This window comes from Duganella sp. CT11-25, from assembly GCF_047302815.1.
GTDB lineage: Bacteria > Pseudomonadota > Gammaproteobacteria > Burkholderiales > Burkholderiaceae_D > Rugamonas.
On the sequence record NZ_JBKBFD010000001.1, the window covers coordinates 5,647,619 to 5,673,344 of the forward strand.

The 25,726-nt window shown below is 63.8% G+C and carries 17 protein-coding genes; 10 read left to right on the plus strand and 7 right to left on the minus strand.

Translation table 11 applies throughout. The features are described from left to right. Positions 1 to 5 precede the first annotated feature (5 nt). From pilB to uraH, 5 genes are all read right to left on the minus strand, one after another. Positions 6 to 1,745, minus strand: coding sequence for a type IV-A pilus assembly ATPase PilB (gene pilB, locus ACEN9F_RS24455; protein WP_413424192.1), 1,740 nt, complete (start codon positions 1,743 to 1,745; stop codon positions 6 to 8). A 135-nt stretch (positions 1,746 to 1,880) separates the two neighbouring features. Next, on the minus strand, positions 1,881 to 3,170 hold the full coding sequence (locus tag ACEN9F_RS24460; RefSeq protein WP_413424194.1) for an HlyC/CorC family transporter: 1,290 nt from the start codon (positions 3,168 to 3,170) through the stop codon (positions 1,881 to 1,883). Between the two features lie 107 nt (positions 3,171 to 3,277). Beyond that, positions 3,278 to 4,885: a methyl-accepting chemotaxis protein gene (locus ACEN9F_RS24465; protein WP_413424196.1), complete on the minus strand. Its 1,608-nt coding sequence runs from the start codon at positions 4,883 to 4,885 to the stop codon at positions 3,278 to 3,280. A gap of 141 nt (positions 4,886 to 5,026) precedes the next feature. Continuing rightward, positions 5,027 to 6,526, minus strand: coding sequence for a tetratricopeptide repeat protein (locus tag ACEN9F_RS24470; protein WP_413424198.1), 1,500 nt, complete (start codon positions 6,524 to 6,526; stop codon positions 5,027 to 5,029). A gap of 23 nt (positions 6,527 to 6,549) precedes the next feature. After that, complete coding sequence (gene uraH, locus ACEN9F_RS24475; RefSeq protein WP_413424200.1) at positions 6,550 to 6,900, minus strand: hydroxyisourate hydrolase; 351 nt, start codon at positions 6,898 to 6,900, stop codon at positions 6,550 to 6,552. Positions 6,901 to 7,010: 110 nt separating this feature from the next. Here uraH and puuE point away from each other — a divergent pair, with 110 nt between their 5' ends. The 10 genes from puuE to ACEN9F_RS24525 all read left to right on the plus strand — a co-directional run bounded on the left by puuE (position 7,011) and on the right by ACEN9F_RS24525 (position 23,932). Next, entirely contained in the window at positions 7,011 to 7,964 is a 954-nt protein-coding gene (gene puuE / locus ACEN9F_RS24480; protein WP_413424202.1) for an allantoinase PuuE, read from the plus strand. A 7-nt stretch (positions 7,965 to 7,971) separates the two neighbouring features. Continuing rightward, complete coding sequence (gene xdhA, locus ACEN9F_RS24485) at positions 7,972 to 9,441, plus strand: xanthine dehydrogenase small subunit (protein ID WP_413427165.1); 1,470 nt, start codon at positions 7,972 to 7,974, stop codon at positions 9,439 to 9,441. An 11-nt stretch (positions 9,442 to 9,452) separates the two neighbouring features. Then, positions 9,453 to 11,786 carry a xanthine dehydrogenase molybdopterin binding subunit gene (gene xdhB / locus ACEN9F_RS24490; protein WP_413424203.1) on the plus strand — a complete coding sequence of 778 codons (2,334 nt, stop codon included), beginning with the start codon at positions 9,453 to 9,455 and terminating at the stop codon, positions 11,784 to 11,786. Continuing rightward, entirely contained in the window at positions 11,787 to 12,833 is a 1,047-nt protein-coding gene (gene xdhC / locus ACEN9F_RS24495) for a xanthine dehydrogenase accessory protein XdhC (RefSeq protein WP_413424205.1), read from the plus strand. A gap of 29 nt (positions 12,834 to 12,862) precedes the next feature. Then, entirely contained in the window at positions 12,863 to 14,170 is a 1,308-nt protein-coding gene (gene guaD, locus ACEN9F_RS24500) for a guanine deaminase (protein WP_413424206.1), read from the plus strand. 30 nt (positions 14,171 to 14,200) lie between these two features. Next, positions 14,201 to 15,679, plus strand: a complete 1,479-nt coding sequence (locus ACEN9F_RS24505; RefSeq protein ID WP_413424208.1) for an adenosine deaminase — start codon at positions 14,201 to 14,203, stop codon at positions 15,677 to 15,679. A gap of 640 nt (positions 15,680 to 16,319) precedes the next feature. Then, positions 16,320 to 19,757 (plus strand): carboxypeptidase regulatory-like domain-containing protein, encoded by a 3,438-nt coding sequence (locus tag ACEN9F_RS24510; protein ID WP_413424210.1) that lies wholly within the window; start codon positions 16,320 to 16,322, stop codon positions 19,755 to 19,757. 157 nt (positions 19,758 to 19,914) lie between these two features. Continuing rightward, a complete protein-coding gene (locus tag ACEN9F_RS24515) occupies positions 19,915 to 21,615 on the plus strand; it encodes a bifunctional metallophosphatase/5'-nucleotidase (protein WP_413424212.1) in 1,701 nt (566 codons plus the stop codon). Positions 21,616 to 21,632: 17 nt separating this feature from the next. Further along, positions 21,633 to 22,868, plus strand: coding sequence for a phospholipase D-like domain-containing protein (locus tag ACEN9F_RS24520; RefSeq protein ID WP_413424214.1), 1,236 nt, complete (start codon positions 21,633 to 21,635; stop codon positions 22,866 to 22,868). Beyond that, positions 22,865 to 23,932, plus strand: coding sequence for a S1/P1 nuclease (locus ACEN9F_RS24525; RefSeq protein WP_413424216.1), 1,068 nt, complete (start codon positions 22,865 to 22,867; stop codon positions 23,930 to 23,932). The genes ACEN9F_RS24520 and ACEN9F_RS24525 overlap by 4 nt, the downstream gene beginning before the upstream one ends. Positions 23,933 to 23,943: 11 nt before the next feature. Here ACEN9F_RS24525 and ACEN9F_RS24530 read toward each other — a convergent pair whose 3' ends face one another. Then, positions 23,944 to 24,816, minus strand: a complete 873-nt coding sequence (locus ACEN9F_RS24530; protein WP_413424218.1) for a substrate-binding periplasmic protein — start codon at positions 24,814 to 24,816, stop codon at positions 23,944 to 23,946. A gap of 81 nt (positions 24,817 to 24,897) precedes the next feature. Next, a complete protein-coding gene (locus ACEN9F_RS24535; protein ID WP_413424219.1) occupies positions 24,898 to 25,674 on the minus strand; it encodes a DeoR/GlpR family DNA-binding transcription regulator in 777 nt (258 codons plus the stop codon). Between the last annotated feature and the right edge of the window lie 52 nt (positions 25,675 to 25,726).

Here is a 25,726-nt window from a genome sequence, read left to right on the forward strand (position 1 = left end):
ATTTCCTATTCGTTGGTACAGCCGAGCACTTCTTCGAGGCTGGTCAGGCCGTTCTTGACCTTCACCAGTCCGGACTGGCGCAGCGATTTCACGCCTTCCTCTTCGGACTTGGCGGCGATTTCCATCGAGTTGCCGTGCGCCAGGATGATGGCCTCGATCGCCGGCGAGATCGGCATGATCTGGTAGATGCCGACGCGGCCCTTGTAGCCGCCGCCGTTGCAGCGCTCGCAGCCGACCGGGCCGTAGGGCTTCCAGCTGCCGTCCAGTTCCTCTTGCCTGAAGCCGGCCTTGAGCAGCAAGTCGTGCGAAATGTCGACCGGCTGCTTGCAGGTGCACAGCCGGCGCGCCAGCCGCTGCGCGGTGATCAGGATCACCGACGAGGCGATGTTGAACGGCGCCACGCCCATGTTCATCAGGCGCGTCAGGGTCGACGGCGCATCGTTGGTGTGCAGCGTGGAGAACACCATGTGGCCGGTCTGCGCCGCCTTGATGGCGATGTCGGCCGTCTCCAGGTCGCGGATCTCGCCGACCATGATGATGTCCGGATCCTGGCGCAGGAAGGACTTGAGCGCCACCGGGAAGGTCAGGCCGGCCTTGTCGTTGACGTTGACCTGGTTCACGCCCGGCAGGTTGATCTCGGCCGGATCCTCGGCGGTGGAGATGTTGATGCCGGGCTTGTTGATCACGTTCAGGCAGGTGTACAGCGACACCGTCTTGCCCGAGCCGGTCGGGCCCGTCACCAGCACCATGCCGTAGGGGCGCTGGATGGCGTCGAGCAGCAGTTCCTTCTGGTCCGGGTCGTAGCCGAGGGCGTCGATGCCCATCTGCGCCTGCGTCGCGTCCAGGATACGCATCACGGTCTTTTCGCCGAACAGCGTCGGCAAGGTCGAGATGCGCAGGTCGATGGTCTTGGTCGGCGACACGATCAGGCGCATGCGGCCGTCCTGCGGCACGCGCTTTTCCGAGATATCCAGCTTGGCCAGCACCTTGATGCGCGAGACCAGCTTTTCCTTGATCGACGTCGGCGGCTGGGCATGCTCGATCAGCACGCCGTCGACGCGGAAGCGCACGCGGTAGAATTTTTCAAATGGTTCGAAATGCAAGTCGGACGCGCCCATGTTGACGGCGTCCATCAGCATCTTGTTCAGGAAGCGCACCACCGGCGCATCCTCGACATCGTTGGCGGCATCGGCGGCGGCCGCGCTGGCGGCGCTGCTGGCGTCTTCTTCCTCGGCGAACTGGATGTCGGACTCGTCGCCGGCCAGCTCGCTGATGCTTTGCTCGCTGCTCTTGTTGATGCGCGCCAGCAGTTGCAGCAGCGCGTCGTGCGGCACGATGATGGGCTCGACCGTGGACTCGGTCTGGAACTTGATCTGGTCCAGCGCCTGGATATTAGTCGGATCGGAAATCGCCACCGACATCTTGTTGCCGCGCTTGGCCAGCGCGATCACGCGCTGCGCCTGCATCAGCTTGTTGTCGATGATCTTGGCCGGCAGCGCGTCGATGTTCAGCGCGCCCACGTCCATCATCGGATAGGAAAAGGTTTCGGCGCAGAAGGCGGCCAGCGCCTTCGAATCGATCACGCCGCTCGACAGCAGCACGTCGATGAAGGCCAGCTTGTCGGCCACGGACTTTTTTTGCAGCGTGTCGGCCTGGGCCGCGGAGAGGCGCCCGGCTTGCATCAATGCCCGCGCCAGCCCCGGCATCGGGGCGCCGGGCGCGGCGTTGGGTAGGACAGCTGCCATAGAAGCGTCGTTTAGGATGGAGGAGGGCGGATCACGGAATAATGCTCTCAGGCATCATTTTTGTAAAGCCGTTTGTCGCCACCAAGAAACGATTGTACTCCCCAATGTTGCGTAAGCTCACACGATTTACATGGATTAATGCTTGCGCATGCTGCCCGGGCGTATCAATTTAACGACTTTGATGGCCTGGTCGTGGACCTGCACCACCTCGATGATGCACTGGTCGACCTTGAGGCTGATCGGCGCGTCTGGAATTTCTTGCAACAATTCCAGCAGCATGCCGTTCAGGGTCTTGGGGCCGTCCAGCGGGAAGCTCAGGCCGAGGCGCTTGTTGACGTCGCGCAGCGCGGTCGCGCCCTCCAGCAGGCATTCGCCCTGCTCGGTCCAGTCGAAGGTGTCGGCGCGCGCAGCGGCCGGGGTCGACGTGGTGAACTCGCCGATCATTTCCTCGATGATGTCGTCCAGGGTCACCAGGCCCTGCACCTCGCCGTATTCGTCGACGATGATGCCCAGGCGTTCCTTGTTTTCCTGGAAATACTGTAGCTGGGTGAACAAGCGTGTGTCCTGCGGAATGAAGTAGGGCGTGGTCAGCAGCGCGCGGAAGTGGTCGATGGTGATCTCCTCCTCCTGGTGCAGCAGCGCCATCGCCTTGCGCACGTGCAGGATGCCGACGATGCGGTTGATCTCGCCTTCGTAGACGGGCAGCTTGTTGTGGTAGCAGGTGGTCAGCTCGCGCGTCAGCTCCTCCACCGTCAGCTCCAGGTTCAGCGCCTCGACCTGGGAGCGCGGCGTCATGATGTCCTCGACCGTGATGGTTTCCAGGTCGAACAGGTTGAGCAGGATGCTCTTGTGCTTTTGCGGGATGAAGTTGCCGCCCTCGAGCACGATCGAGCGCAGCTCTTCCGGCGACAGGCGGGCGTCTTGCACATGGGCGCCGGCCTTGATGCGGAACAGCTTGAGCACCAGCGTGACGAACAGGTTGACGAACCAGATCACCGGCTTGGACAGCGCCATCAGCGGCTTGAGCACCACGCTGGTGGGCAGCGCGATCTTTTCCGGGAAGGTGGCGCCGATGACCTTGGGCGAGATTTCCGCGAACACGATCAGCAGGAAGGCCACGCCGCCGGTGGAGAGGGTGATGACGTTGTCGTCGTGGCCGAAGGACTGGATGGCGATCGACGTCACCAGCGCGGTGGCGGCGGCGTTGAACAGCGTGTTGGCGATCAGCACCAGCGACAGCAGCTTGTCGGTGCGGTCGAGCAGCCACAGCGTGGTGATCGCGCGGCGGCTGCCGCGTTTGGCTTGATGACGCAGGCGATAGCGATTGGCCGCCATCAGGGCGGTTTCCGCCATCGCGAAGAAGGCCGAGCACAGTATCAGGAGGGCGAGTGCAAGAAATTGCACCCAAAACGGCACGGTATCCAAGGGTCACCGTAAAGAATCTTGCATGGGAAACTGGTCGGCCATCAGGGCGCCGGCGCAGAGCGACAGCCTTGAATTCTAAGGCAAGGATGAGCTACATGCAAGTTTGGCTATGTTGCCCGCACACGAAGCGGCGCCCGCGCCGGGACTTTTCCCTGGTTCTGCATCAGGACAAATGTCGCGACCACCTCGGCCAGCGCGGCGGCCTGGCCTTGCAGCGAGTCGGCCGCGGCGGCCGATTCCTCAACCAGCGCGGCGTTTTGTTGCGTGACGCCGTCCATCTGGATGATGGCCTGGTTGATCTGCTCGATGCCCATGCTCTGCTCGCGGCTGGCGGTGGTGATCTCGCCGATGATGTCGCTCACGCGCCGCACGCTGTCGACCACCTCGCTCATGGTCTGGCCGGCTTGATCGACCAGCTGGCTTCCCGATTCGACCTTGGCCACGGAATCGCTGATCAGGGTCTTGATTTCCTTGGCCGCGGCGGCGCTGCGCTGCGCCAGATTGCGCACTTCGGTGGCAACCACGGCGAAGCCCCGGCCCTGTTCCCCCGCCCGCGCGGCCTCGACCGCGGCATTCAGCGCCAGGATGTTGGTCTGGAAGGCGATGCCGTCGATGACGCTGATGATGTCGACGATTTTTTTGGAGGAGGCGTTGATCGCGTCCATGGTGTCCACCACGCTGGCGATCACGGCGCCGCCCCTGCCGGCCACTGCCGACGCCGAGGCCGCAAGGCTGTTGGCTTGCCGGGCGTTGTCGGCGTTCTGTTTGACCGTGCTGGTCAGCTCTTCCATCGACGAGGCGGTTTCCTCCAGCGAACCGGCCTGCTCTTCGGTCCGCGAAGACAGGTCCAGGTTGCCGGCGGCGATTTCCTGCGAGGCCGTGGACATCGTATCGGTGCCGGCGCGGACCTGGCCGACGATCGCCGCCAGGTTGTCGTTCATGGATTTTAGCGCGGCCAGCAGCATGCTGGTCTCGTCGCTGCCGCGCACCTCGATCTGGCTGGTCAGGTCGCCCGCCGCGACGGTCTGGGCGATGGCGACCGCGCGCTTGATCGGCAGCGTGATGCTGCGGGTGATGACCACGGCGATGGCGCCCCCGAACAGCACGGCCGCCACGCTCAGCCCGATCATCATGTCACGCGTGAACGCATAGCTGGCGTCCGCGGCGCTGGTTGCTTCTTCGTTTTGCCTTTTCTCGCTGGCGACCAGCGCGGCCAGGCCGTCCTGCCATTTGCCCTGGACCGCGCGCAGGTCGCCGATCAGCAGCTTTGTCGCGTCGGCATTGTTGTTGGCGAGTCCAAGCGCCTGGATCTTGTCCATCAAAGGCTGGGCCAGCGCGTTTTGCTGCTGGATTTCCGCCAGCAGCTTGCTTTCGTCGTCCTGGATGCCGAAAGCGGCAAAGGTGTCGCGCAGCTTTTTTTCGGAGTCCGCGTAGCTTTGGGCCTGGACGCGGATCCGGTCCACCTGCGCCTGCATCTGTGCCGGGTCGTCCAGCAGGACGATATTCCGCAGTGCGATCATCCTGTCGTCCACGCTAAGGCGCATGTCGGACGCCAGGTTGGACTCCACGTTGTTGCCTTTTGTGATGTCGACCATGGCGTCCTGGATGGCGGCCATGCGGCTGATGCCGACAGCGGCCATGAGCACCAGCATCGACAGCACGATGCCGAACGCCACGCTCAGGCGGGACCCAATGTTGAAGTTATCGATTTTCATTGCACGCTCCTGGGGATCGGAAAACCTATTCGGTTACTGACAGGCGGCGGAGGCTGGGGCGCATGGCTGGATGCCTTAATTCTATCCAATTTCCACGCGGAAATTAAATCCTTTCCAAAATGTTAGGGAAGGATTGCGCGCTTATGCTTGCCTGGACAGCAGCAGGGCCAGGGCGGCGATGGGGGCGCCGTTTTCCTGGCGCGCTTGCAGGTGTTCGGCGGCCAGGATGTCGAAGCCGGTGGCGGCGGCCAGGCGTTCCAGATAGGCCTCTGTGTGGGCGTAGCGGTTGGATGGGCGCAGCGTGTAGTCGGCGCCGTCGCCGGCTTCGACCGAGAAGCAGAAGCGGCCGCCCGGACGCAGCGCGCGGTGCACGCTGTCAAATACCGGCGCCAGGTCGCCGATGTAGACGAAGACGTCGGCGGCGACCGCCAGATCCCAGGCGTCGCGCCGGCCGTCCAGGTAGGCCACCAGGTCGCCGCACGCCAGGTGATCGTACAGACCGCGTCCGGCGGCCTTGTCCAGCATCTGCTGCGACAGGTCGACGCCGTCCAGGCGGCGCGAGTAGGCTTTCAGGTACGGCGCGCACAGGCCGGTGCCGCAGCCCAGGTCCACCGTGTCCAGCGCCGAAGCGGGCGCCACGCGGCGCAGCAGGTCGTCCAGATAGGCCGGCGTCTGGTAGTCCAGCACTTCCGTCAAATGCTGGTCGAAGTGATTGGCGTATTGGTCGAACAGCGAGCGCACATATTCCGCCGGCAGCGCGGCCGGCGTGTCGCCCACGCCCAGCGAGGCCAGCGCGAAGGCGATGGTCTCGGGATTGTCGCCATGCGCCAGCGCGGCGCGGTAGGCGGCGATGGCTTCGTCGTTGCGCGCCATCGAGCGCAGCGTGTTGCCGCGATAGTAGTGCGCCAGCGCGTAGTCCGGCTTGAGCGCCAGCGCGTGGTCATAGCTGTCCAGCGCTGCCGCGAACTCGCCCAGCCGCTGCAAGGCCGAGCCTTGCGCGCTGTACGCCTCCGCCCATTGCGGACGCAGATGGATGGCGCGGTCGAAGCTTTCGACCGCTTCCGGCAGCAGGCGCAGGCAGTGCAGGGCGTTGCCGCGCGCAAGCCAGGCGTCGGCGTAGCGGTCCTTGATGTTGAGCGCATCCTCGGCCGCGCCCAGCGCGTCCAGGTAGCGTCCCAGGTCCTGCAGCACGATGGCGCGGTTGCAGTGCGCCTCGGCGTAGTTCGGCTGGATCTCCAGCGCGCGCTGATAACTGAGCAGCGCCTCGTCCAGCCGTCCCAGCCTGCGCAAGGCGTTGCCGCGATTGCTCCAGGCCAGCGCGTAGGCAGGATGGCGTTCGATGGCGCGCTCGTGGCTGGCCAGCGCTTGCTCCGGCCGGCCGGCGTCCAGCAGCGCCACGCCCAGGTTGCAATGGGCGTTGGCCTGCGCGTCATCGACCGCGATGGCTTGTGAAATCAGGGAAATGGCGGCTGCCGCGTCGCCTTGCTGGCGCGCGATCACGCCCAGCAGGTGCAGGGCGTCGAATTGCCGGGGATTGAGTTCCAGGACCTGCCGGTACAGCGCCTGCGCCGGTTCCAGCCGTCCCTGCTGGTGCAGTTCGACGGCTTGTTGCAGGAAGGATGCGGCCAGGGATTCGGTCATAGTGCCGGCATCTTAGCAGGCCGTCAGCTCCCGCGATAGGTGGAGTAGGCCCACGGCGAGACGACCAGCGGCACGTGGTAGTTCTGTTCCGCGCTGGCGATGCCGAAGGCCAGCGTGACCTCGTCGATAAAGCGCGGCTCCGGCTGCGCGACGCCTTGCGCCGCGAAATAGTCGCCGGCGCCGAAAACCAGCTCATATTTGCCGGCTTTCATGGTGTCGCCCTCCAGCAGCGGCGCGCAGCGGCCGTCGGCGTTGGTGACCTCGGTTTTCAGCAGTTCCCGGCCCCCTGGCCCGACCGCATACAAGGCCACTTTGACCCCGGCGCCCGGCTTGCCTACGGTGATGTCGAGAACGTGTGTACTCAGCTTGCCCATGATTGCTCCTATATCTGTAAGTGATAAGTATCTATTGCATAAATCATATACCGGCGTCGCTCGACGCATATATGATTACAGATATATTCCTCATACACCCGCCTGCGCCCATGACCACTTACGACAACTACCCGCGCGACCTGATCGGCTACGGCCCGAAGCCGCCCCACGCCCAATGGCCCAACAGGGCCCGCGTGGCCCTGCAGTTCGTTTTGAATTACGAAGAGGGCGCCGAAAACAACGTGCTGCACGGCGATGCCGGCTCCGAGACCTTCCTGTCCGAGATCATCGGCGCGGCCTCGTTCCCGAGCCGCCACATGAGCATGGAGTCGCTGTACGAGTACGGCTCGCGCGCCGGGCTGTGGCGCTTGCTGCGCATGTTCGAGGAGCGCAAGCTGCCGTTGACGGTGTTTGGCGTGTCGATGGCGCTCAAGCGGAATCCGGAAGCGCTGGCCGCGTTCAAGGAACTGGGCCACGAGATCGCCTGCCACGGGCTGCGCTGGATCACCTATCAAAACATGGACGAGGCCACCGAACGCGCGCACATGAAGGAAGCCGTGGACATCATCCGCGAGCTCACCGGCAGCGCGCCCCAAGGCTGGTACACCGGCCGCGATTCGCCGCAGACGCGCCGGCTGGTGATGGAGCACGGCGGCTTCCGCTACGACGCCGACAACTACGGCGACGATCTGCCGTTCTGGCAGAAGGTCGACTATACCGACGCCGAAGGCAAGGCGGCCAGCGCGCCGCAACTGATCGTGCCGTACACGCTGGACACCAACGACATGCGCTTCGCCGCCGCCCAGGGCTTCAATACCGGCACGCAGTTCTTCGACTACCTGAAGGATGCCTTCGACGTGCTGTACGCGGAGGGCGACCCGGCCGGCCTGGACCAGCCGAAGATGCTGTCGATCGGCCTGCACTGCCGCATCGTCGGCCGTCCGGCGCGCGCGGCCGCGCTGGCGCGCTTCCTCGATTACGTGCAAAGGCACGACAACGTCTGGATCACCCGCCGCATCGATATCGCCGAGCACTGGCGCAAGACGCATCCGTTTGCAGATTGAGGCCATGATGTCCGAACCCATTCGTTTTTACTACCGTGGCGGAGTACAGGAAATCGCCGGCGCCGCACCGACCCGCACCGTGCTGCAGCACCTGCGCGAGGACCTGCACTGCACCGGCACCAAGGAAGGCTGCGCCGAGGGCGATTGCGGCGCCTGCACGGTCGTCGTCGGCAGCTTGAATGCGCAAGGCCAGCTGGAAATGAAAGCGGTGAATTCCTGCATCCAGTTCGCGCCTACGCTGGATGGCAAGGCGCTGTTCACGGTCGAAGACCTGCAGCAGCCGGGCGGCGCGCTGCATCCTGTCCAGCAGGCGATGGTGGAATGCCATGGCTCGCAATGCGGCTTCTGTACGCCGGGTTTCGTCATGTCGCTGTGGGGCATGTACCTCGACAAAGACGGCAAGCCCGCGCAGCGCAAGGAGATCGACGATTGCCTGTCCGGTAACCTGTGCCGCTGCACCGGCTATCGTCCGATCATCGATGCCGCGCACCGCATGACGGAACTGCCCAAGGTCGGCTTCGACCGCGCCGCGTTGACGCGGCAGCTGCAAGCCCTGCAGCGCGGCGAAGGCGCGACCTACACGGCGCAAGGGCAATCGTTCCATGCGCCGCGCACCCTGGATGAGCTGGTGGCCCTGCGCGCCGCGCATCCGAAGGCGACCCTGCTGGCCGGCTCCACCGACATCGGCCTGTGGGTCACCAAGCAGATGCGCGACCTGGGCGACATCATCTATCTCGGCCACGTGACGGCGCTGCAAACCATGCGCGAGCAGGATGGCATGCTGGAAATCGGCGCCGGCGTGTCGCTCAACGACGCCTACGAGGCGCTGTGCAAGCATTATCCATCGCAGCTGGGCGAGATGTGGCAGCGTTTCGCATCGCTGCCGATCCGAAACGCCGGCACGCTGGGCGGCAATGTCGCCAACGGTTCGCCGATCGGCGATTCGATGCCGTGGATGATCGCCGTCGGCAGCGAAGTGGTGCTGCAGGGCGCGTCCGGCCGGCGCGTGCTGCCGCTGGAGGCGTTCTACCTTGATTATCAGAAGAAGGACATGCAGCCGGGCGAGTTCGTGGCCGCTGTGCGTGTGCCGCTGCCGCGCGCGGGCGTCCAGTTCCGCACCTATAAACTGGCCAAGCGCTTCGACCAGGATATCTCGGCGGTGTGCGCGGCGTTCGCGTTCACGCTGGATGGCGACAAGGTCGTCGATGCGCGCATCGCCTTCGGCGGCATGGCTGCCACGCCGCGCCGCGCGCCGCGCGCCGAAACCGCCTTGACCGGCTTGCACTGGACCGAGGCCAATCTGCGCGTCGCGATGGACATGCTGGCGCAGGATTTCGCGCCGCTGTCGGATATGCGCGCGTCCAGCAGCTACCGCATGCAGACGGCGCAGAACCTGCTGCGCCGCTTCTGGTTTGAAACGCGCGCCGAAGCGCCGCTTGCGGCCGATGCCGTCAACGCCTTCGCCTGCCGCGCCTGAAAGGAGCCATCATGAATCAACCAATCGCTCCCGCTTCCGTCGCCGAACAGGCCTGGAAGGCCGTCGGCGTCGCCCGTCCACATGAGTCGGCGGAGCTGCACGTGCTCGGCCAGGCCACCTACACCGACGACATCCCCGAGCTGCAAGGCACGCTGCACGCCGCGCTGGGCCTGTCGTCCAAGGCCCACGCCTGCATCACCGCGATGGATCTGGCGCCGGTGCGCAATGCGCCCGGCGTGGTGGCGGTCTACACCGCTGAAGATATCGTCGGCACCAACGACTGCGGTCCCATCATCCACGACGATCCTATCCTGTCGACGGGCGAAGTGCTGTATGTCGGCCAGCCGATCTTCATCGTCATCGCTGACAGCCATGACAACGCGCGCCGTGCCGCGCGCCGCGCCGTGATCGTCTACGACGACCTGCCGGCGATCTTCACGCCGCAGGAAGCCAAGGCGGCCAATTCGTATGTGCTGCCGCCGATGCAGCTCAAGCGTGGCGATTACCAGACCGCCTTCGACATGGCGCCACACGTGGTCAAGGGCCAGCTGTTTGTCGGCGGCCAGGAGCAGTTCTACCTGGAAGGCCAGATCGCCTACGCCATCCCGAAGGAAGACAACGGCATGCTGGTGCAGTGCTCGACCCAGCATCCGAGCGAGATGCAGCACGTGGTCGCGCATGCGCTGGGCGTTCATTCGCACAAGGTGCAGGTCGAGTGCCGCCGCATGGGCGGTGGCTTCGGCGGCAAGGAATCGCAGTCCGCATTGTGGGCGGCGTCGGCCGGCATCGCGGCGGCCAGGTTGCGCCGCCCGGTCAAGCTGCGCGCCGACCGCGACGACGACATGCTGGTCACCGGCAAGCGCCATTGCTTCTTCTATGAATATGAAGTCGGTTACGACGACGGCGGCAAGATCCTCGCGGCCAAGGTCGACATGACCTTGCGCGCCGGCTACTCGGCCGATCTGTCCGGCCCGGTGGCCACGCGCGCGGTCTGCCACTTCGACAATACCTACTATTTGTCGGACGTGGATATCCGCGCCGGCTGCGGCAAGACCAATACGCAGTCGAATACCGCCTTCCGCGGTTTCGGCGGTCCGCAGGGCGCCATCGCGATCGAATACATCATCGATGAAATCGCGCGTAACCTGGGCCGCGACGCGCTGGATATCCGCCGCCTGAATTTCTACGGCAAGACCGAGCGTAATGTAACGCCTTACGGCCAGGAGATCGTCGACAACGTGATCGAGGCGCTGACGGTGGAGCTGGAGCGAACCAGCGAATACCGCGCGCGCCGCGCCGCCGTCGAGGCGTTCAACCAGGCCAGCCCTGTCCTGAAGAAGGGCCTGGCGTTCACGCCGCTCAAGTTCGGCATCGCGTTCAACGTCACCCACCTGAATCAGGCTGGCGCGCTGGTGCACGTTTATGTGGACGGCTCGGTGCTGGTCAATCACGGCGGCACGGAGATGGGACAGGGCATCAACACCAAGGTGATGCAGGTGGTGGCGCATGAGCTGGGCCTGGACATGGAACACCTGCGCGCCACGGCGACCGATACCGGCAAGGTGGCGAATACCTCGGCCACGGCGGCATCCACCGGCGCCGACTTGAACGGCAAGGCTGCGCAGGACGCGGCGCGCCAGATCCGCGAGCGCCTGTCTGCCTACGCGGTCAAGCTGTACGGCGACGATGACGGCCAGCCGGTGCGCTTCTTCGACAACAAGGTGCATGTCAACGGCCATGCCGTGCCGTTCCCGGAACTGGTGCAGAAGGCTTACCTGGCCCGCGTGCAACTGTGGTCCGACGGCTTCTACGCCACGCCCGGCCTGCATTGGGATCCGAAGACGATGAACGGCCACCCGTTCTCGTACTACGCCTACGGTGCGGCGGTGTCGGAAGTGGTGGTCGATACGCTGACCGGCGAGTGGAAGCTGCTGCGCGCGGATGCCTTGTACGACGCCGGCCGCTCGCTCAATCCCGCCATCGATATCGGGCAAGTGGAGGGCGCTTTCATCCAGGGCATGGGCTGGTTGACCACCGAGCAGCTGTGGTGGAACCCGGCGGGCAAGCTGATGACGCATGCGCCTTCCACCTACAAGATCCCCGGTGTCTCCGACTGCCCGGAAGACTTCCGCGTGAAGCTCTACGACAACGGCAATGTGGAGGACAGCATCCATCGCTCCAAGGCGGTGGGCGAGCCGCCGCTGCTGCTGCCGTTCTCGGTGTTCTTCGCGATCCGCGATGCGGTTTCCGCCGTGGGCGGGCATCGCGTCAATCCACCGCTCAACGCGCCGGCGACCAGCGAAGAGATACTGCGGGCGATATCCGCAGTGGAAATGGCGGCCTGAATGAACGAGTGGCTGACAGCGCGGATTGCGGAACCGGCGGTGCTGGTGACCGTGGCCATCGTCGAGGGCTCCGGCCCGCGCGAGCCCGGCGCCAAGATGCTGGTGACGGCGCGCGGGCAGCACGACACCATCGGCGGCGGCCATCTGGAGATGTGCGCGGTCGAACTGGCGCGCGAGATGCTCGCCGGTGCCTGCGCCACGGCGCGGCTGGAACGCTATGCGCTCGGCCCGACGCTGGGCCAGTGTTGCGGCGGGGTGGTGCATCTGGCGTTCGAGCTGGTTGACGCGCAACTCGCCGCCGTGCTGGCAAGCCTGTACGCCCGCCGTCGCGAAGACAGCTGGCGCCTGAGCGCTATCGACGGTCCGGCGGTATCGCTGCTGCTGGACGCCGGTGGCGTTGTCTCCGCCGACGCCGCACCCGCCGTCCCCACCGTTCCCGCCGTCGCGGCGCCAGCCATCGACCGCCAGCGCGGCACGCACGTGCTGCGCGACGCTGCGGGCCGCCGCTGGCTGGCCGACCCGTGCCTGGCGCCGCGCGCGCACCTGCTGCTGTTCGGCGCGGGCCATGTCGGCGCGGCCATCGTCCGCATGCTGGGCGAACTGCCGTGCACTGTCACCTGGATCGACGAGCGGGAGGATATGTTCCCTCAGGAGATACCCGCCAACGTCACCATCGAAGCGACCGACATGCCGGAAGCGCTGGTGGCCGGCGCGCCGGCGGACGCCAGCTATCTCGTGATGACCCACAGCCACGCGCTGGACCAGCGCCTGAGCGAAGCGATACTCGCGCGCGCCGACGTCGGCTGGTTCGGCCTGATCGGCTCCAAGACCAAGCGCGTGCAGTTCGAGCGCCGCATGGCCGCGCGCGGCCTGCCGCAAGACCGCATCGATGCGATGGTCTGCCCGATCGGCCTGCCCGGCATCACCAACAAACTACCCGCGGCGATCGCCGCCTCCGTATGCGCCCAGCTGCTGATGGTATGGGAGGCGCAGCAGATCGCCGCGCTCGATGCCACGGCGCCGCTGCGCCTCGCCGCTTCGCGTTAAACTCGCATTCAAGTCCAGGAAAGCACCTCATGAACAACAACCTGCAAGCCTACCGTGGCAGCTTGCTGCACTTTCTCGCCGATCCGGCCTTCAGCGACCAGTCGCACGACTGGCATGAAGACGGCCTGCTGATCGTCGTCGACGGCAAAGTCCAGGCGGTGGGCGACTACGCGACGCTGCACGCCACGCTGCCGCCGGGCACTCCGGTGCACGACTACAGCGGCAAGCTGCTGATGCCGGGCTTCATCGACACCCACGTCCACTATCCGCAGACCGACATGATCGCCTCGCCGGCGGAAGGGTTGTTGCCATGGCTGGAGACCTACACCTTCCCGGTCGAGCGCCAGTTCGAAGATCCCGCGCATGCCGCCGGCGTGGCCGACTTCTTCCTCGACGAGCTGCTGCGCTGCGGCACCACCACGGCGATGGTCTACTGCACCGTGCATCCGCAATCGGTGGACGCCTTCTTCGCCGCCAGCGAGCAGCGCGGCCTGCGCATGGTCGCTGGCAAGGTAATGATGGACCGGAATTGCCCGGACTTCCTGCGCGACACCGCCGTGTCTTCCGCGCGCGATACCGAGACCCTGATCCAGCGCTGGCACAAGCGGGGCCGCTCGCTGTACGCGATCACGCCGCGTTTCGCCCCGACCTCCACCGAGGAACAGCTGCAGCTGGCCGGCGAACTGGCGCGCGCCTATCCGGACACCTTCATCCAGACCCACGTATCGGAAAACGAAGCCGAATGCGCCTGGGTGCGCGAGCTGTTCCCAACGTCGCGCAGCTACATCGACGTCTACGACAGCTACGGCATGATGCGTCCGCGCGCCATGTACGGCCACTGTATCTGGCTCAACGAGCGCGACCGCGAGCGCATGGCCGAAACCCGGTCGGCCGCCGCCATCTGCCCGACCTCCAACCTGTTCCTCGGCAGCGGCTTGTTCGACTTCGAGCGCGCCGACCAGGCAGGCGTGTTGCTGTCGCTGGCCACGGACGTGGGCGGCGGCACCTCGTTCTCGATGTTGCAAACAATGAATGAAGCCTATAAAGTAGCGCGCTTGAAAGGCAGTTATCTGCCGGCTTTGCGGATGTTTTACCTGGCCACGCTGGGCGCGGCCCGCAGCATGCAGCTGGAAGGCACGATCGGCAATTTCAGCGCCGGAGCGGAGGCGGACTTCATCGTCATCGATCCGCAAGCGACGCCGCTGCTCGCGCGCCGGACCAGCCGAAGTGTCAGCCTGGAAGAGCTGCTGTTCGCGCTGGCCCTGCTGGGCGACGACCGCGTGATTGCGGCGACGTACTCCGCCGGCCGCCAGGTGCATGTCCGCGCGTCGGCCTAGGAACAGACTTAATTCACATTGGGATCACACATGCAAAAAAATATCGCCAGCCTGAAGGCCGCAGCCTTCGCCGCGGCCCTGTTCTGCGCCTTGCCGCACGGCGCGCAAGCGGCCAGCAGCAACGAGGAGATCACCAAGCGCCATTTCGCCACGCTGGTCTCGGGCAAGGAGCCGAAGTTGGCCGAGCTGACGATGTTCATGACCATGATGCCCAAGGGCGGCGACCTGCATCACCATTATTCGGGAGCGCTGTACGCCGAGCAGTACCTGGAGTGGGTCGACAAGGAAGGCTATTGCGTCAACAAGAACACCTTCCTGATCGACATCGCCAAGGAGGTGGCCAAGGCCGAGCAGGCCAAGCCGCTGGCGGACCGCGTCTGCCTGTCCGGGCAGGACGTCATGAACAACAACACCGTGCTGGCCAACCTGCTGCAACGCTGGTCCGACAAGGACTTCTATAACCATAGCGGCATCCAGTCGCCGCCGGACCGCCAGTTCTTCGACACCTTCGCCTACTTCAACCCGGTGGCGTCGACCAATGCCGCCGACGGCCTGCAGCGCTTGAAGCAGCGCGCGATCCAGGAAAACCTGAGCTATATCGAAACGATCTATGAGATCGCGCCGATCGCCCAGGACGCCGACTTCGACAAGAAGGCCGCCGCCGGCGCCGTCACGGAGGCCGACCTGGCCGCGCTGAGCGCCAAACTGGACCAGGACCCGGCCTTCCAGGGCTGGATCGCCGCCTACCTGGAAAACGTCAAGACCGCCGGCGCCGGCATCGACGACGCCAATTTTACGCTGCGCTACCAGCCGTTCGCGCTGCGCTTCCTGTCGCCGTCGCAAGTGTTTTCGCAGATCGTGTCGAGCTTCAAGCTGGCCACGTCCAGCCCGATGATCGTCGGCGCCAATATTGTCGGTCAGGAGAGCGTTAACGTTTCCATGCGCGACTATGCGTTGCACATGCAGATGTATAAATTCCTGAAAGCGAAGCATCCAAACGTCAAGCTGGCGCTGCACGCCGGTGAATTGTCGCTCGGCATGGTGGAGCCGGAGGGCCTGACCTTCCATATCAAGGAGGCGATCGAGGTCGCCGGCGCCAGCCGCATCGGCCATGGCATGGACATCGCCCATGAGACCCATCCGCTGGCCATCATGAAAAAAATGCGTGAAAAGGACATCGCGGTCGAGGTCAACCTGAGCAGCAACGACTTCATCCTCGGCATCAAGGGCGCGGCCCATCCGGTCACATTGTTCCGCAAGTATGGCGTGCCCTATGTGTTGTCGACCGACGACGCCGGCGTTTCGCGTAACAATCTGTCCGGCGAGTACGTGCTGTACGCGGCCCGCTACCAGCCGGATTACGCCGAGGTCAAGAAACTGTCATATGACAGCATCCGCTATTCCTTCCTGGCCGACGCCGACAAACAGCGCCTGTTGAAGGCATTGGGCGTTAAATTCAGCAAATTCGAGGCGGAAATCGCCGCGTCGCAAAGCAAGGCGGGACGCTGAGCCCAAACCGCCGAATCGGGGGCTTGTGGCATGTAACCCACAAGCCTCCCGTTTGTTACAAATTTATCTTCCGCACAACAGCATTCGCCCTGTTGTCATAAAATCCAGCACTTGCCAGAAGGCAGTCTTTTTCTGCTAACTGTGTGGTCATCAAGCGACACTAATGTGTCTCCGCGCTCCGGCTTTTTGCCATTTGGCCAATGAAAAGATTTCACCCAACAGTTGCTGACTTATAATTCCGCCTGAATGCCCTCAACGGGCGCAGCTACCTGGAAACTCCTGTCCGATCTCGACTGATTTATATATTTAACGTCTAAATTCGTAAATTAAATCGTATTTGTCATACATTTTTCCTTAATGCATAGTTGGATGAAATGATCCAAAAAAGCAAGATTATTGCTTTTCTCATAGTCCAGTACGTAGGTAGCAAAACCGCATGACGCGGCGCCTCCAGCGCCTTTATTTATGTCACAAAGTTGTCATAAAGACGTCATGGCCCTGACATATTACGCCGCTACACTCACCCGCTGCCCTTGGCACGCCGGTCGTGTTCGGTAAACCAGTTGCAACACAGTAAAGAGGGAATACCTGCTATCCGCAAGGGTTCCATATAACTATTAGTCTTTTTTGGGGTTATACAATGATCAATCACAAACGGCTCAAGCTGACGCAAATCGCGCTCAGCCTGTCTATCGCGCTAGCGGCAGCACCGGCCTTCGCACAGAACACCACTTCGGCGATCGGTGGCCGCATTTCGGTCGGCGACGGCAAGCCTGCCGCAGGCGCGACCGTTACCATCGTGCACGTTGAATCGGGCACCGTCAGCAATGTGGTGACCGACGCGGAAGGCCGCTATGTCCAGCGCGGCCTGCGTACAGGCGGTCCTTACACGATCACGATCACTAAAGACGGTATCAGCGAAAAGCGCGAGAACGTGTTCATCCAACTGGCTGAAACGGCCAGCGTGGACGCCACGCTGGGCGCCCAGATGCAGACCGTGACCGTGGCTGGCGTCGCGGGCGGCCGTTCCGAGCGCTTCTCGAAATCGAACATGGGCGCAGGTACCAGTATCACCGCGACCGAACTGGCGATCCAGGGTTCGATCAACCGGAACCTGCAAGACTACGCCCGTTCCGACCCGCGCGTTTCGCAGACCGACAAAGAGCGCGGCGAGATGTCCGTGGCCGGCCAGAACTCCCGTTACAACTCGCTGACCATCGACGGCGTGGCCGTGAACGACACCTTCGGCCTGGAGTCGAACGGTTCTCCGACCGCCAAGCAGCCGATCTCGATCGAAGCGATCCAGTCGGTGCAGGTCAACGTCGCTAACTACGACGTCACCCAGAAGGGCTACACCGGCGGCAACATCAACGCCGTGACCAAGTCCGGCACCAACACCGTCAAGGGCAGCGTCTACTACGTGTTCCGTAACGACAGCCTGGTCGGCGACCGCTACAACAACGCCACCAACACCTACACCGCGCCGGCGCCGTTCAAGGAAACCACCAAGGGCGCCACCGTTGGCGGCCCGCTGATCCAGGACAAGCTGTTCATCTTTGCCGCTTACGAAAAACTGGAGTCGACCCGCGCCGCGCCGTCCTTCGGCCCGATCGGCAGCGGCTTCACGAACGTCGGCATCAACCAGTCGGCCATCACAGCCGCCCAGGACATCGCCAAGAACACCTACGGCATCAACATCGGCGATTCCAGCATGAGCGCTGGTTCGCAGCTGACCGTTGACGACTATCTGGTCAAGTTCGACTGGAACATCAACGACAACCATCGCGCGATGGTTCGCTACTCCAAGACCAAGCAAGCCGAGCCGCAATTCACCGGCATGAGCGCCACCGGCCTGTCGCTCAACTCCGAATGGTTCTCGCAAGGCAAAACCATCGAGACCCTGGTCGGCCAGTGGACCGCCGACTGGAGCCCGAACTTCTCGACCGAGCTGAAACTGTCGTCGCGCGACTATGATTCGATTCCCGCTCTGAACTCGACCCTGCCGCTGATCAACCTGTCGTTCACCGGCGCCAACGCGACCGGCACGCCGGCTGCGGTGCCGACCACTGCGCGTACGCTGTCGTTCGGTACCGACAACAGCCGCCAGCGCAACATCCTGGGCACCAAGACCAAGGACGCCTACCTGGGTGCCAACTGGTCGGTGGGCGATCATGAAATCAAGTTCGGCGGCGACTACAGCAAGAACGATGTGTACAACGCCTTCCTGCAAAACATCTGGGGCAACTACACCTTCTCGTGCGTCAACAGCTGGAACTACGCCTTCCTGGGCGGCGCCGCACTGGCCGACTGCGGCAAGCTGAGCAACGCCGACATGCAGGCCGCCGTGCTGGAAAACTTCCGCATTGGCCGTCCATCGTCGTACACCGTGCAGACCGCCAACCCGGGCTACTCGATCGATGACGCCGTGTCGACCTTCAGCATGAAAAACCTGGGCGCTTTCGTACAGGACACCTGGTCGATCAGCCCTAACCTGACTGTGAGCTACGGCCTGCGCCTGGACGCGACCCAGATGGGCGATCGCCCACTGCTCAACTCCGCAGTCGCTGCGGCGGTTGGCCCGATGGTCGGCGGTCGCCAGACCGGCGGCTTCGGCATCGACAACACGGTCACCTTCGACGGCCAGAAAGTATGGCAGCCGCGTGCCGGCTTCAACTACAAGTTCGAATCGGCACGTCCGATGCAAATCCGTGGCGGCGCCGGCCTGTTCCAGGGCGCCGCGGCGACCGTATGGCTGTCGAACCCGTTCTCGAATCCAGGCGTGGCGACGTCCAGCATCAGCTGCAACTCGTCCACCCGGGCTTGCCCTGCGGTGGGTGGCACCTTCACTCCTGATATCACCAAGCAGCCGACTGTACTGAGCGGCGGCACCAGCGCGGCACAGGTGAACGTCGATGCGCTGGCGCCAGGCCTGAAGCAGCCGTCGGTCTGGAAAGGCAACGTCGCCTTCGACACCGAACTGCCATGGTTCGGCATGGTGCTGGGCCTGGAATACCTGAACACCAAGGTCAAGGACGGCATCTACTACCGCAACCTGAACCTGGGCGCGGCCACCAAGATCGGCACCGACGGTCGTGAGCTGTACTACACCTCCGGCGGCTACAACGCGGCTTGCTGGTCGTCGACCGGCTCCTTCGTGACCACCGGCGCGGTCTGCAGCAGCACCGGCGCCACCCCGGCGCGTAACAAGGCGGGCAGCAACGCCGCCTACAACAACGTGCTGGTTGCAACCGCGACCGACAAAGGCGGCAGCAGCCTGGCAACCGTCTCGCTGAGCCGTCCAATGACCAACGGTATCCAATGGTCGCTGGCATACACTTACACCGATGCCAAGGAAGTCTCGGGCCTGACCTCGTCGACCTCCAGCTCGAACTTCTCGGGCCGTTCGGTGTTCAACCCGAACGAAGAAGTCAACGCCAACTCGAGCTACCTGGTGAAAGACCGCATCAACGCGCTGGTCAACTTCCAGAAGCGTTTCTTTGGTTCGTACAAAACCACCTTCGGCATGTTCTATGAAGGCCGTACCGGCAAGCCATACAGCTGGACCATCAACAATGACTTGAACGGCGACGCACTGTCGGGCAACGACTTGATGTACATTCCAAAAGCGATGGGCTCGGGCGACGTCGTGTTTGCTGGCGACACCGCCACCAGCCACGTCAACGAAGAGAAATTCTGGTCGATCGTCAACGCCAATCCGGTGCTGAAGAAGGCAGCCGGCGGCGTCGTCGGCCGCAACACCGACTTCTCGCCATGGACCAACACCTTCGACCTGCGTCTGTCGCAAGAAATCCCAGGCCTGTTCAAGGGCCACAAGGCTTCGTTCACGCTGGATATGTTCAACTTCGGCAACCTGCTGAACAAGAAATGGGGCCGCATCAACGAAGTGGGCTTCCAGGCTGCCGGCGCGCAGGCTCGCAGCTTCGTCGACTACGTCGGTCTGGATGCCAGCGGCAAGTACATCTACAAAGTACGCGACGCGGTTGAAACGCTGGACGTTCGCCAGGTAAAAGGCGAATCCCAGTGGGCGATCCAGGCTACCGTGAAGTACGAATTCTAATATTGTCATTCAGTAGTCAATAGGGAAAACGGCTGGTGGCGACATCAGCCGTTTTTTTTCGCCCATGATTTTGTAACGTAACGTTTCGCCGCCGCGCGCCGCGGTTGGCGGCATGTTTGAGCTGTACAATATTCAATTCTCACCGAGTGCATCTGCAATGAAAAAAAACCTGAGCCCTGTTGTCGGCACATTGCTGGCGGCGCTGCTGGCCGGCTGCGCCGCGCACCGCCCGCCACCTGTGCCGGCCGGCGTCACGGAAGTCCAGCTGGTCACCCTGAACGATTTCCACGGCAATATCGAAGCCAGTAAATACGTCTGGGCCAGCGCCTATACGCCGGGCGAGCGCACCATCCAGGCCGGCGGCATCGACACCATCGGCGCGGCCTTGCAGGCGTGGCGCAAGCAGGATCCCGAACTGCTGCTGGTCGGCGCCGGCGACTTGATCGGCGCCAGCCCGGCCATGTCGGCGATGTGGGCCGACGAGCCGACCATCGGCACCATGAACCTGCTGGGACTGCGCGCCAGCTCGGTCGGCAATCACGAATTCGACCAGGGCCGCATGGAGTTGCTGCGCCAGCAGAAGGGCGGCTGCGATTCGCCGCGTCCGGACAAGGCCTGCAAGTTCGAAGGCACCTACGAGGGCGCCAAATTCCAGTACCTGGCCGCCAACGTCATCGACATGAAGACCCGCAAGCCGGTTCTTCCCGCCTACAAGATCGAGACCGCGCACGGCGTCAAGGTCGGCTTCATCGGCACCGTGCTGCGCGACACCGCCGAGGCGGCGCTGGCCTCCGGCATCGCGGGACTGGAATTCGTCGACGAAGCGGACGCCATCAACCGCCAGTTGCCGGAGCTGCGCAAGCAGGGCGTGGGCGTGTTCGTGGTGCTGATCCACCAGGGCGGCCGCACCACCGATAAATTCGACCAGCAGGATTGCGCCAACCTGACCGGTCCCATCGTCGACGTGGTCAAGCGCCTCGATCCGGCGATCCGCCTGGTGATCAGCGGCCATTCGCATAGAGGCTACCTGTGCAAGGTCGACGGCCGCTTGGTGACGCAGTCCGACATGGGCGGCCATGTCATGTCGCGCATCAAGCTGAGCGTCGACACCAACACCAACTCGCTGCGCGACGTCAGCGCCAGGCAGGAGGTGATGGTGTCGGGCAGCTGGCCGGCCGATCCGGCATTGGACGCCTACCTGAAGAAAGTCCGCGAACGCAGCGCCTCCGCGCTGGCGCGTCCGGTGGCGGCGCTGGCCGTGACCAGCGTGGCGCGCAAAAAAGACGACAACGGCGAATCCGCGCTGGGCGACCTGGTGGCCGATGCGACGCTGATGGGCGCGCGCTCCTTTGGCGCGCAGATCGCCTTCATGAACAACGGCGGCATGCGCCAGGACCTGGACAGCGGCGCGGACAAGCGCGTCACGGTCGGACAGGCGATGATGGTCCTGCCGTTCGGGAACACCGGCGTGGTGATGAACCTGAAAGGTGCGCAGATCGTCGAGCTGCTGGAGCAGCAGTGGCACGGCGGGCGCGATAGTTCGCGCGGCCTGCTGCAGGTTTCCGAGGGCTTCTCCTACGAGTGGGACGAAAGGCTGCCGGAAGGCGGCCGCGTGGTGCCGGGCAGCGTGAAACTCAACGGCGTAGCGCTGGAGAAGGACACGTCCTATCGCGTGGTGACGAATAACTTCCTGGCCGAAGGCGGCGACGGTTTCCCGATGTTCGTCAAGGGGAACAACCGCGCCGACACCGGCGTGCGCGATATCGATGCGCTGACCGACTTCCTGGTCAAGCGCGAGCAAGGCGGCAAGCCGGCCGGCAAGGCGGAGCCGCTGAACCGCATCAAGCGCCTGCAATAAGAATTTTTGGAGTATCCATGCGTCGTGTTTTAATTTCCGTTTTACTGTCGGCCGCGCTGGCCGGGATGACCACCACGGCGCCCGCGCGCGCGGAGTTTTCCATTCCGGGTTTTGAGCTGGTGCAGACCGCGCCGGTCGAAACGCCGCTGCATAGCGACGACCTGCGCAGCGCCGCCGTGGTCTGGACCGAATTGTTCGACAACGCCAGGCGCGAAATCGTCATCGGCCAGTTCTACGCCGTCAACAAACCTGGCAGCGCGTTTGAAAAAGTGGTGGAGCACCTGACAGCCGCCGGCAAGCGCGGCGTCAAGATCCGCTTCCTGCTGGACCAGAAGGGCGTCGGCCTGTCGGAGCAGTCGACCATCGATCAGCTGAAGGCCATCCCCAACCTGGAACTGCGCATCCTCGACTTCAACAAGCTGACCGGCAACGGCATCATCCACGCCAAGTACCTGGTGGTGGATGGCACCACGGCCTATGTCGGCAGCCAGAATTTCGACTGGCGCTCGTTTGAGCACATCCACGAAACCGGCTTGCGCATCACCGACGCCAAGGTGGTCGGCCAGGTGCTGGCGATCTTCAACCAGGACTGGCGCGCGCAGGCGCTCACGGCGCAAGGCATGAAGGCGCCGGCGCTGAACGTCGGGAACCAGGCCGGCGACATCCACCAGGGTGCGTTCCTGCTGGCTAGTCCGAATCAATACAACCCGTCCGGCGTCGGTAATTCCGAGACCGGCCTGCCGGCGCTGCTGGCCGAGGCCAAGAGCGAAGTGCGCATCCAGCTGCTGGATTACGCGCCGCTGAGCTACGGCCCGAAAGGCACGCGGCCGTACTATGCGGTGATCGACAACGCGGTGCGCGCCGCCGCCAACCGGGGCGTCAAGATCAAGCTGATGGTATCGAACTGGAACCTGGAGCAGCCGGCGTTGCCTTACCTGAAAAGCCTGGCGATCCTGCCGAACGTGGAAATCCGCGTGGTGACGCTGCCGGCGGCATCGACCGGCTTCATTCCGTTTGCGCGCGTCATCCACAGCAAGACCATGGTGATCGACAATCAGCTAGCATGGGTCGGCACCAGCAACTGGAGCGGCGGCTATATGGACCTGTCGCGCAACCTGGAAGTCGTGATGCGCAACGAGAAAATGGCGCAGCGCCTGGCCGTGCTGCAGGAACAGACCTGGAGCTCGCCGTATGCGCAAGCGCTGGACATCAACAAGCAATACGCCAAGCCGGCGAAAGGTAGCCCTGAATGAAAAAAATCGCACTGGTTGTCGCGCTGAGCGGCGCCTTCATCTCTTTCAACGCCCACGCATGGGGCAATGACGGCCATCGCGCCGTCGGCGCCATCGCCGACCAGCTGATCAAGGGCAGCAACGCCGAGAAGCAGGTGCAAGCCTTGCTGCTGCAGGGCGAGAGCCTGGCCAAGGTCGCCAGCTGGGCGGACTGCGTCAAGGGTACTTACTGCGGCCCGCAGACGGAGGAGATGGTGGCCTACACCACCGCCAATCCCAAGCACGGTGAGTACCATTACACCGACGTGCCGTTCCAGCTGTCGCACTACGAGGACCACGGCGTCGGCACCACCGACCACGACATCGTGCAGACGCTGAAGCAATGCATCGCGGTGTTGCAAGGGAAGGGCGACAAGACCAGCAACCCGCACAACTTCACGCCGCGCCAGGCATTGCTGATGCTGACGCACCTGACCGGCGACATCGCGCAACCGCTGCACGTGGGCGAGGGCTATGTCGGCAAGGAAGGCGGCTTCGTCGTGCCGAGCCAGAAACAGCTGGACGACAAACAGGCTTTTGCCACGCAGGGCGGCAATAACCTGCAGCTGGACGATCTCAAGCTGACGGCCAGCAGCTCCCAGTTGATTCCCGTCGCAGCGGATGAAGACAAGCCGGCAGGCACGCCCGCTACGCCGCCGCGCGCGCCACAGACGATACGCGCCTTCCATTCGTACTGGGATACCACGGTGGTCAATTACGCGTTCCGCCGCATCGGTGTGCGCACGCCGGAACAGTTTGCGCAGAACGTCATCGCCGGCAATCCGGTGGTGTCGCCGAACAGCGGCGATCCGACGACATGGCCGTACCAGTGGGCCGACCAGACACTGGTGGTCGCCAAGCTGGCCTATACGGATGTGACGCCGGGCGCGATAGCGCAGCAGACCAGCAAGACCGGGGAGGTCTACAACGTCTGGCCGCTGTCGATACCGGACAACTATCCGGTGCCGTCGTCGGCCGCCGCCAAGGCACAGCTGATCCAGGGCGGCTATCACCTGGCGGCCGTGCTGAAGGCCATCTGGCCATAACGCACGCCGGCTTATTTTCCGGTCAGTGGATTGAACCAGAGTTCGCCGCGCGACAGCGGCGTTTCCGGCGTCAGGTGCGGGTTGTCGAGGTGGAGCACGCGGCGCTTGTGCAGCGCGCCGGACTTGATGCTCTCGCCCTTGAACTTCTGGAACAAGGCGTTTAGCGAGCCATCCTTGATCATGATCTCCATGCCGGTCTCGATGCGCTGCGCCAGCAGCCTGCCTTCGTCATCGCGCCGCAGGAAAAAATACAGCGGCAGCGGATACTGCAGCAGCAAGGTCGGCTCGATCGCCATGCCCGGATAGCTGGACCGCCGCTCCTTGAATTCACGCTCCGCCTCGTCGATTCCGCGCGAGAAGAAATCGAAGCGTCCCGCATCGAGCATGGCGAACAAGCCGCGATAGTTGGTGCCTTCCACCACGGTGAAGCCGCCTTCGCGCAGGATCGGCACGTCGATCCAATCCTTGCCTTGTCCCACGCGCAGCTTGCGCAAATCCTCCAGCGTGCGCACAGCGGCAAAGCGCGGCAGGTCGGCTTCGCGCACCAGGAACATGCGATAGCCCAGCAGGCCCCGGTCTATCGGCAGCCGCACCGGCACAAAGTTCTTTTCCAATTCCGGCGACGTGGCGCGGGCGATGATGTTGATGCGCCCGCCGGACATCAGCAATTCCTGGGTGATGCGCTGCGACGACATCACATGCGTGGACTGATTGACTTCAAACGGGCCGAAACGCGGTACGGTCTTTTCCATCGCTGTGCGCAGCACGGCCCAGTCGTATTCATAGCGGCTGTCGATGTCGTCCAGGCTGGTGAGCGGGTAGACCAGGCGGGTCGCCGCGAGGGCGCCGCCAGCGGCCAGGCAAAGTGCTGCCGCCAGCAGCATGTGCCATGCCGTGCGTTTGCCAGGTCTCCGTGCTTTTATCATCCAGCCAGTTTGCCATGCCGGACCACCATCCATCAAGGGTCATTCCGCCCTTGTTATGCTTATGCCCATGTTGCTGTAAGGGGCGAGCAGCGCCTCCGGCACCGCGCTGTTGACGATGATGGCGCCGACCTGCGACAGCGGCGCGATCTGGTAGGGCGAGGCGGTGTCCAGTTTTTCCGGCGACGCCAGCACCACGGTGCGCTGCGCCATGTTGCTGATGGCGCGCTTGACGCCCGCCTCGTCGAAATCGCCGGTGCTGATGCCGGTCTCCGGATGCAGGCTGCACACGCCCATGAAGTAGATATCGGTGCGGATCTGCGCGATGGCCTCCAGCGCCGACGGCCCCATCGCGACGATGGAGTGCTTGAACAGGCGGCCGCCGATCAGGATCACGTCGATCAGGGGATGTTCCGCCAGTTCGACCGCGACCGAGGGGCTGTGCGTGACGACGGTGCAGCGCAGCGCCGGCGGCAGCGCGCGCGCCAGCTGCACGGCGGTGGTGCCGCCGTCGATGAAGACGACCTGGCCGGGCGCGATCATCGCCGCCGCCGCGCGGGCGATGGCGGGCTTGGCGTCGCTGGAGATGCGCTGGCGCTCGGCGAAGCTGCCCATCGCCGGCGACGGCGGCAGCGTGGCGGCCAGCGGCAGGGCGCCGCCGTGCACCCGCTGCAGCAGGCCTTCAGCGGCCAGCTCGCGCAGGTCGCGGCGGATGGTGTCCTCGGACAGGCCGAGTTCGTCGCTCAGCGATTTGGCGACGATCTGGCCGTCCTGCCGGAGGCGGGAGAGCAGGAGTTCCTTGCGTTGGCGTGTCAGCATGTGTTTGCACGAATTATCTTGATATTGCACGATAATGCATGATATCGTAAAA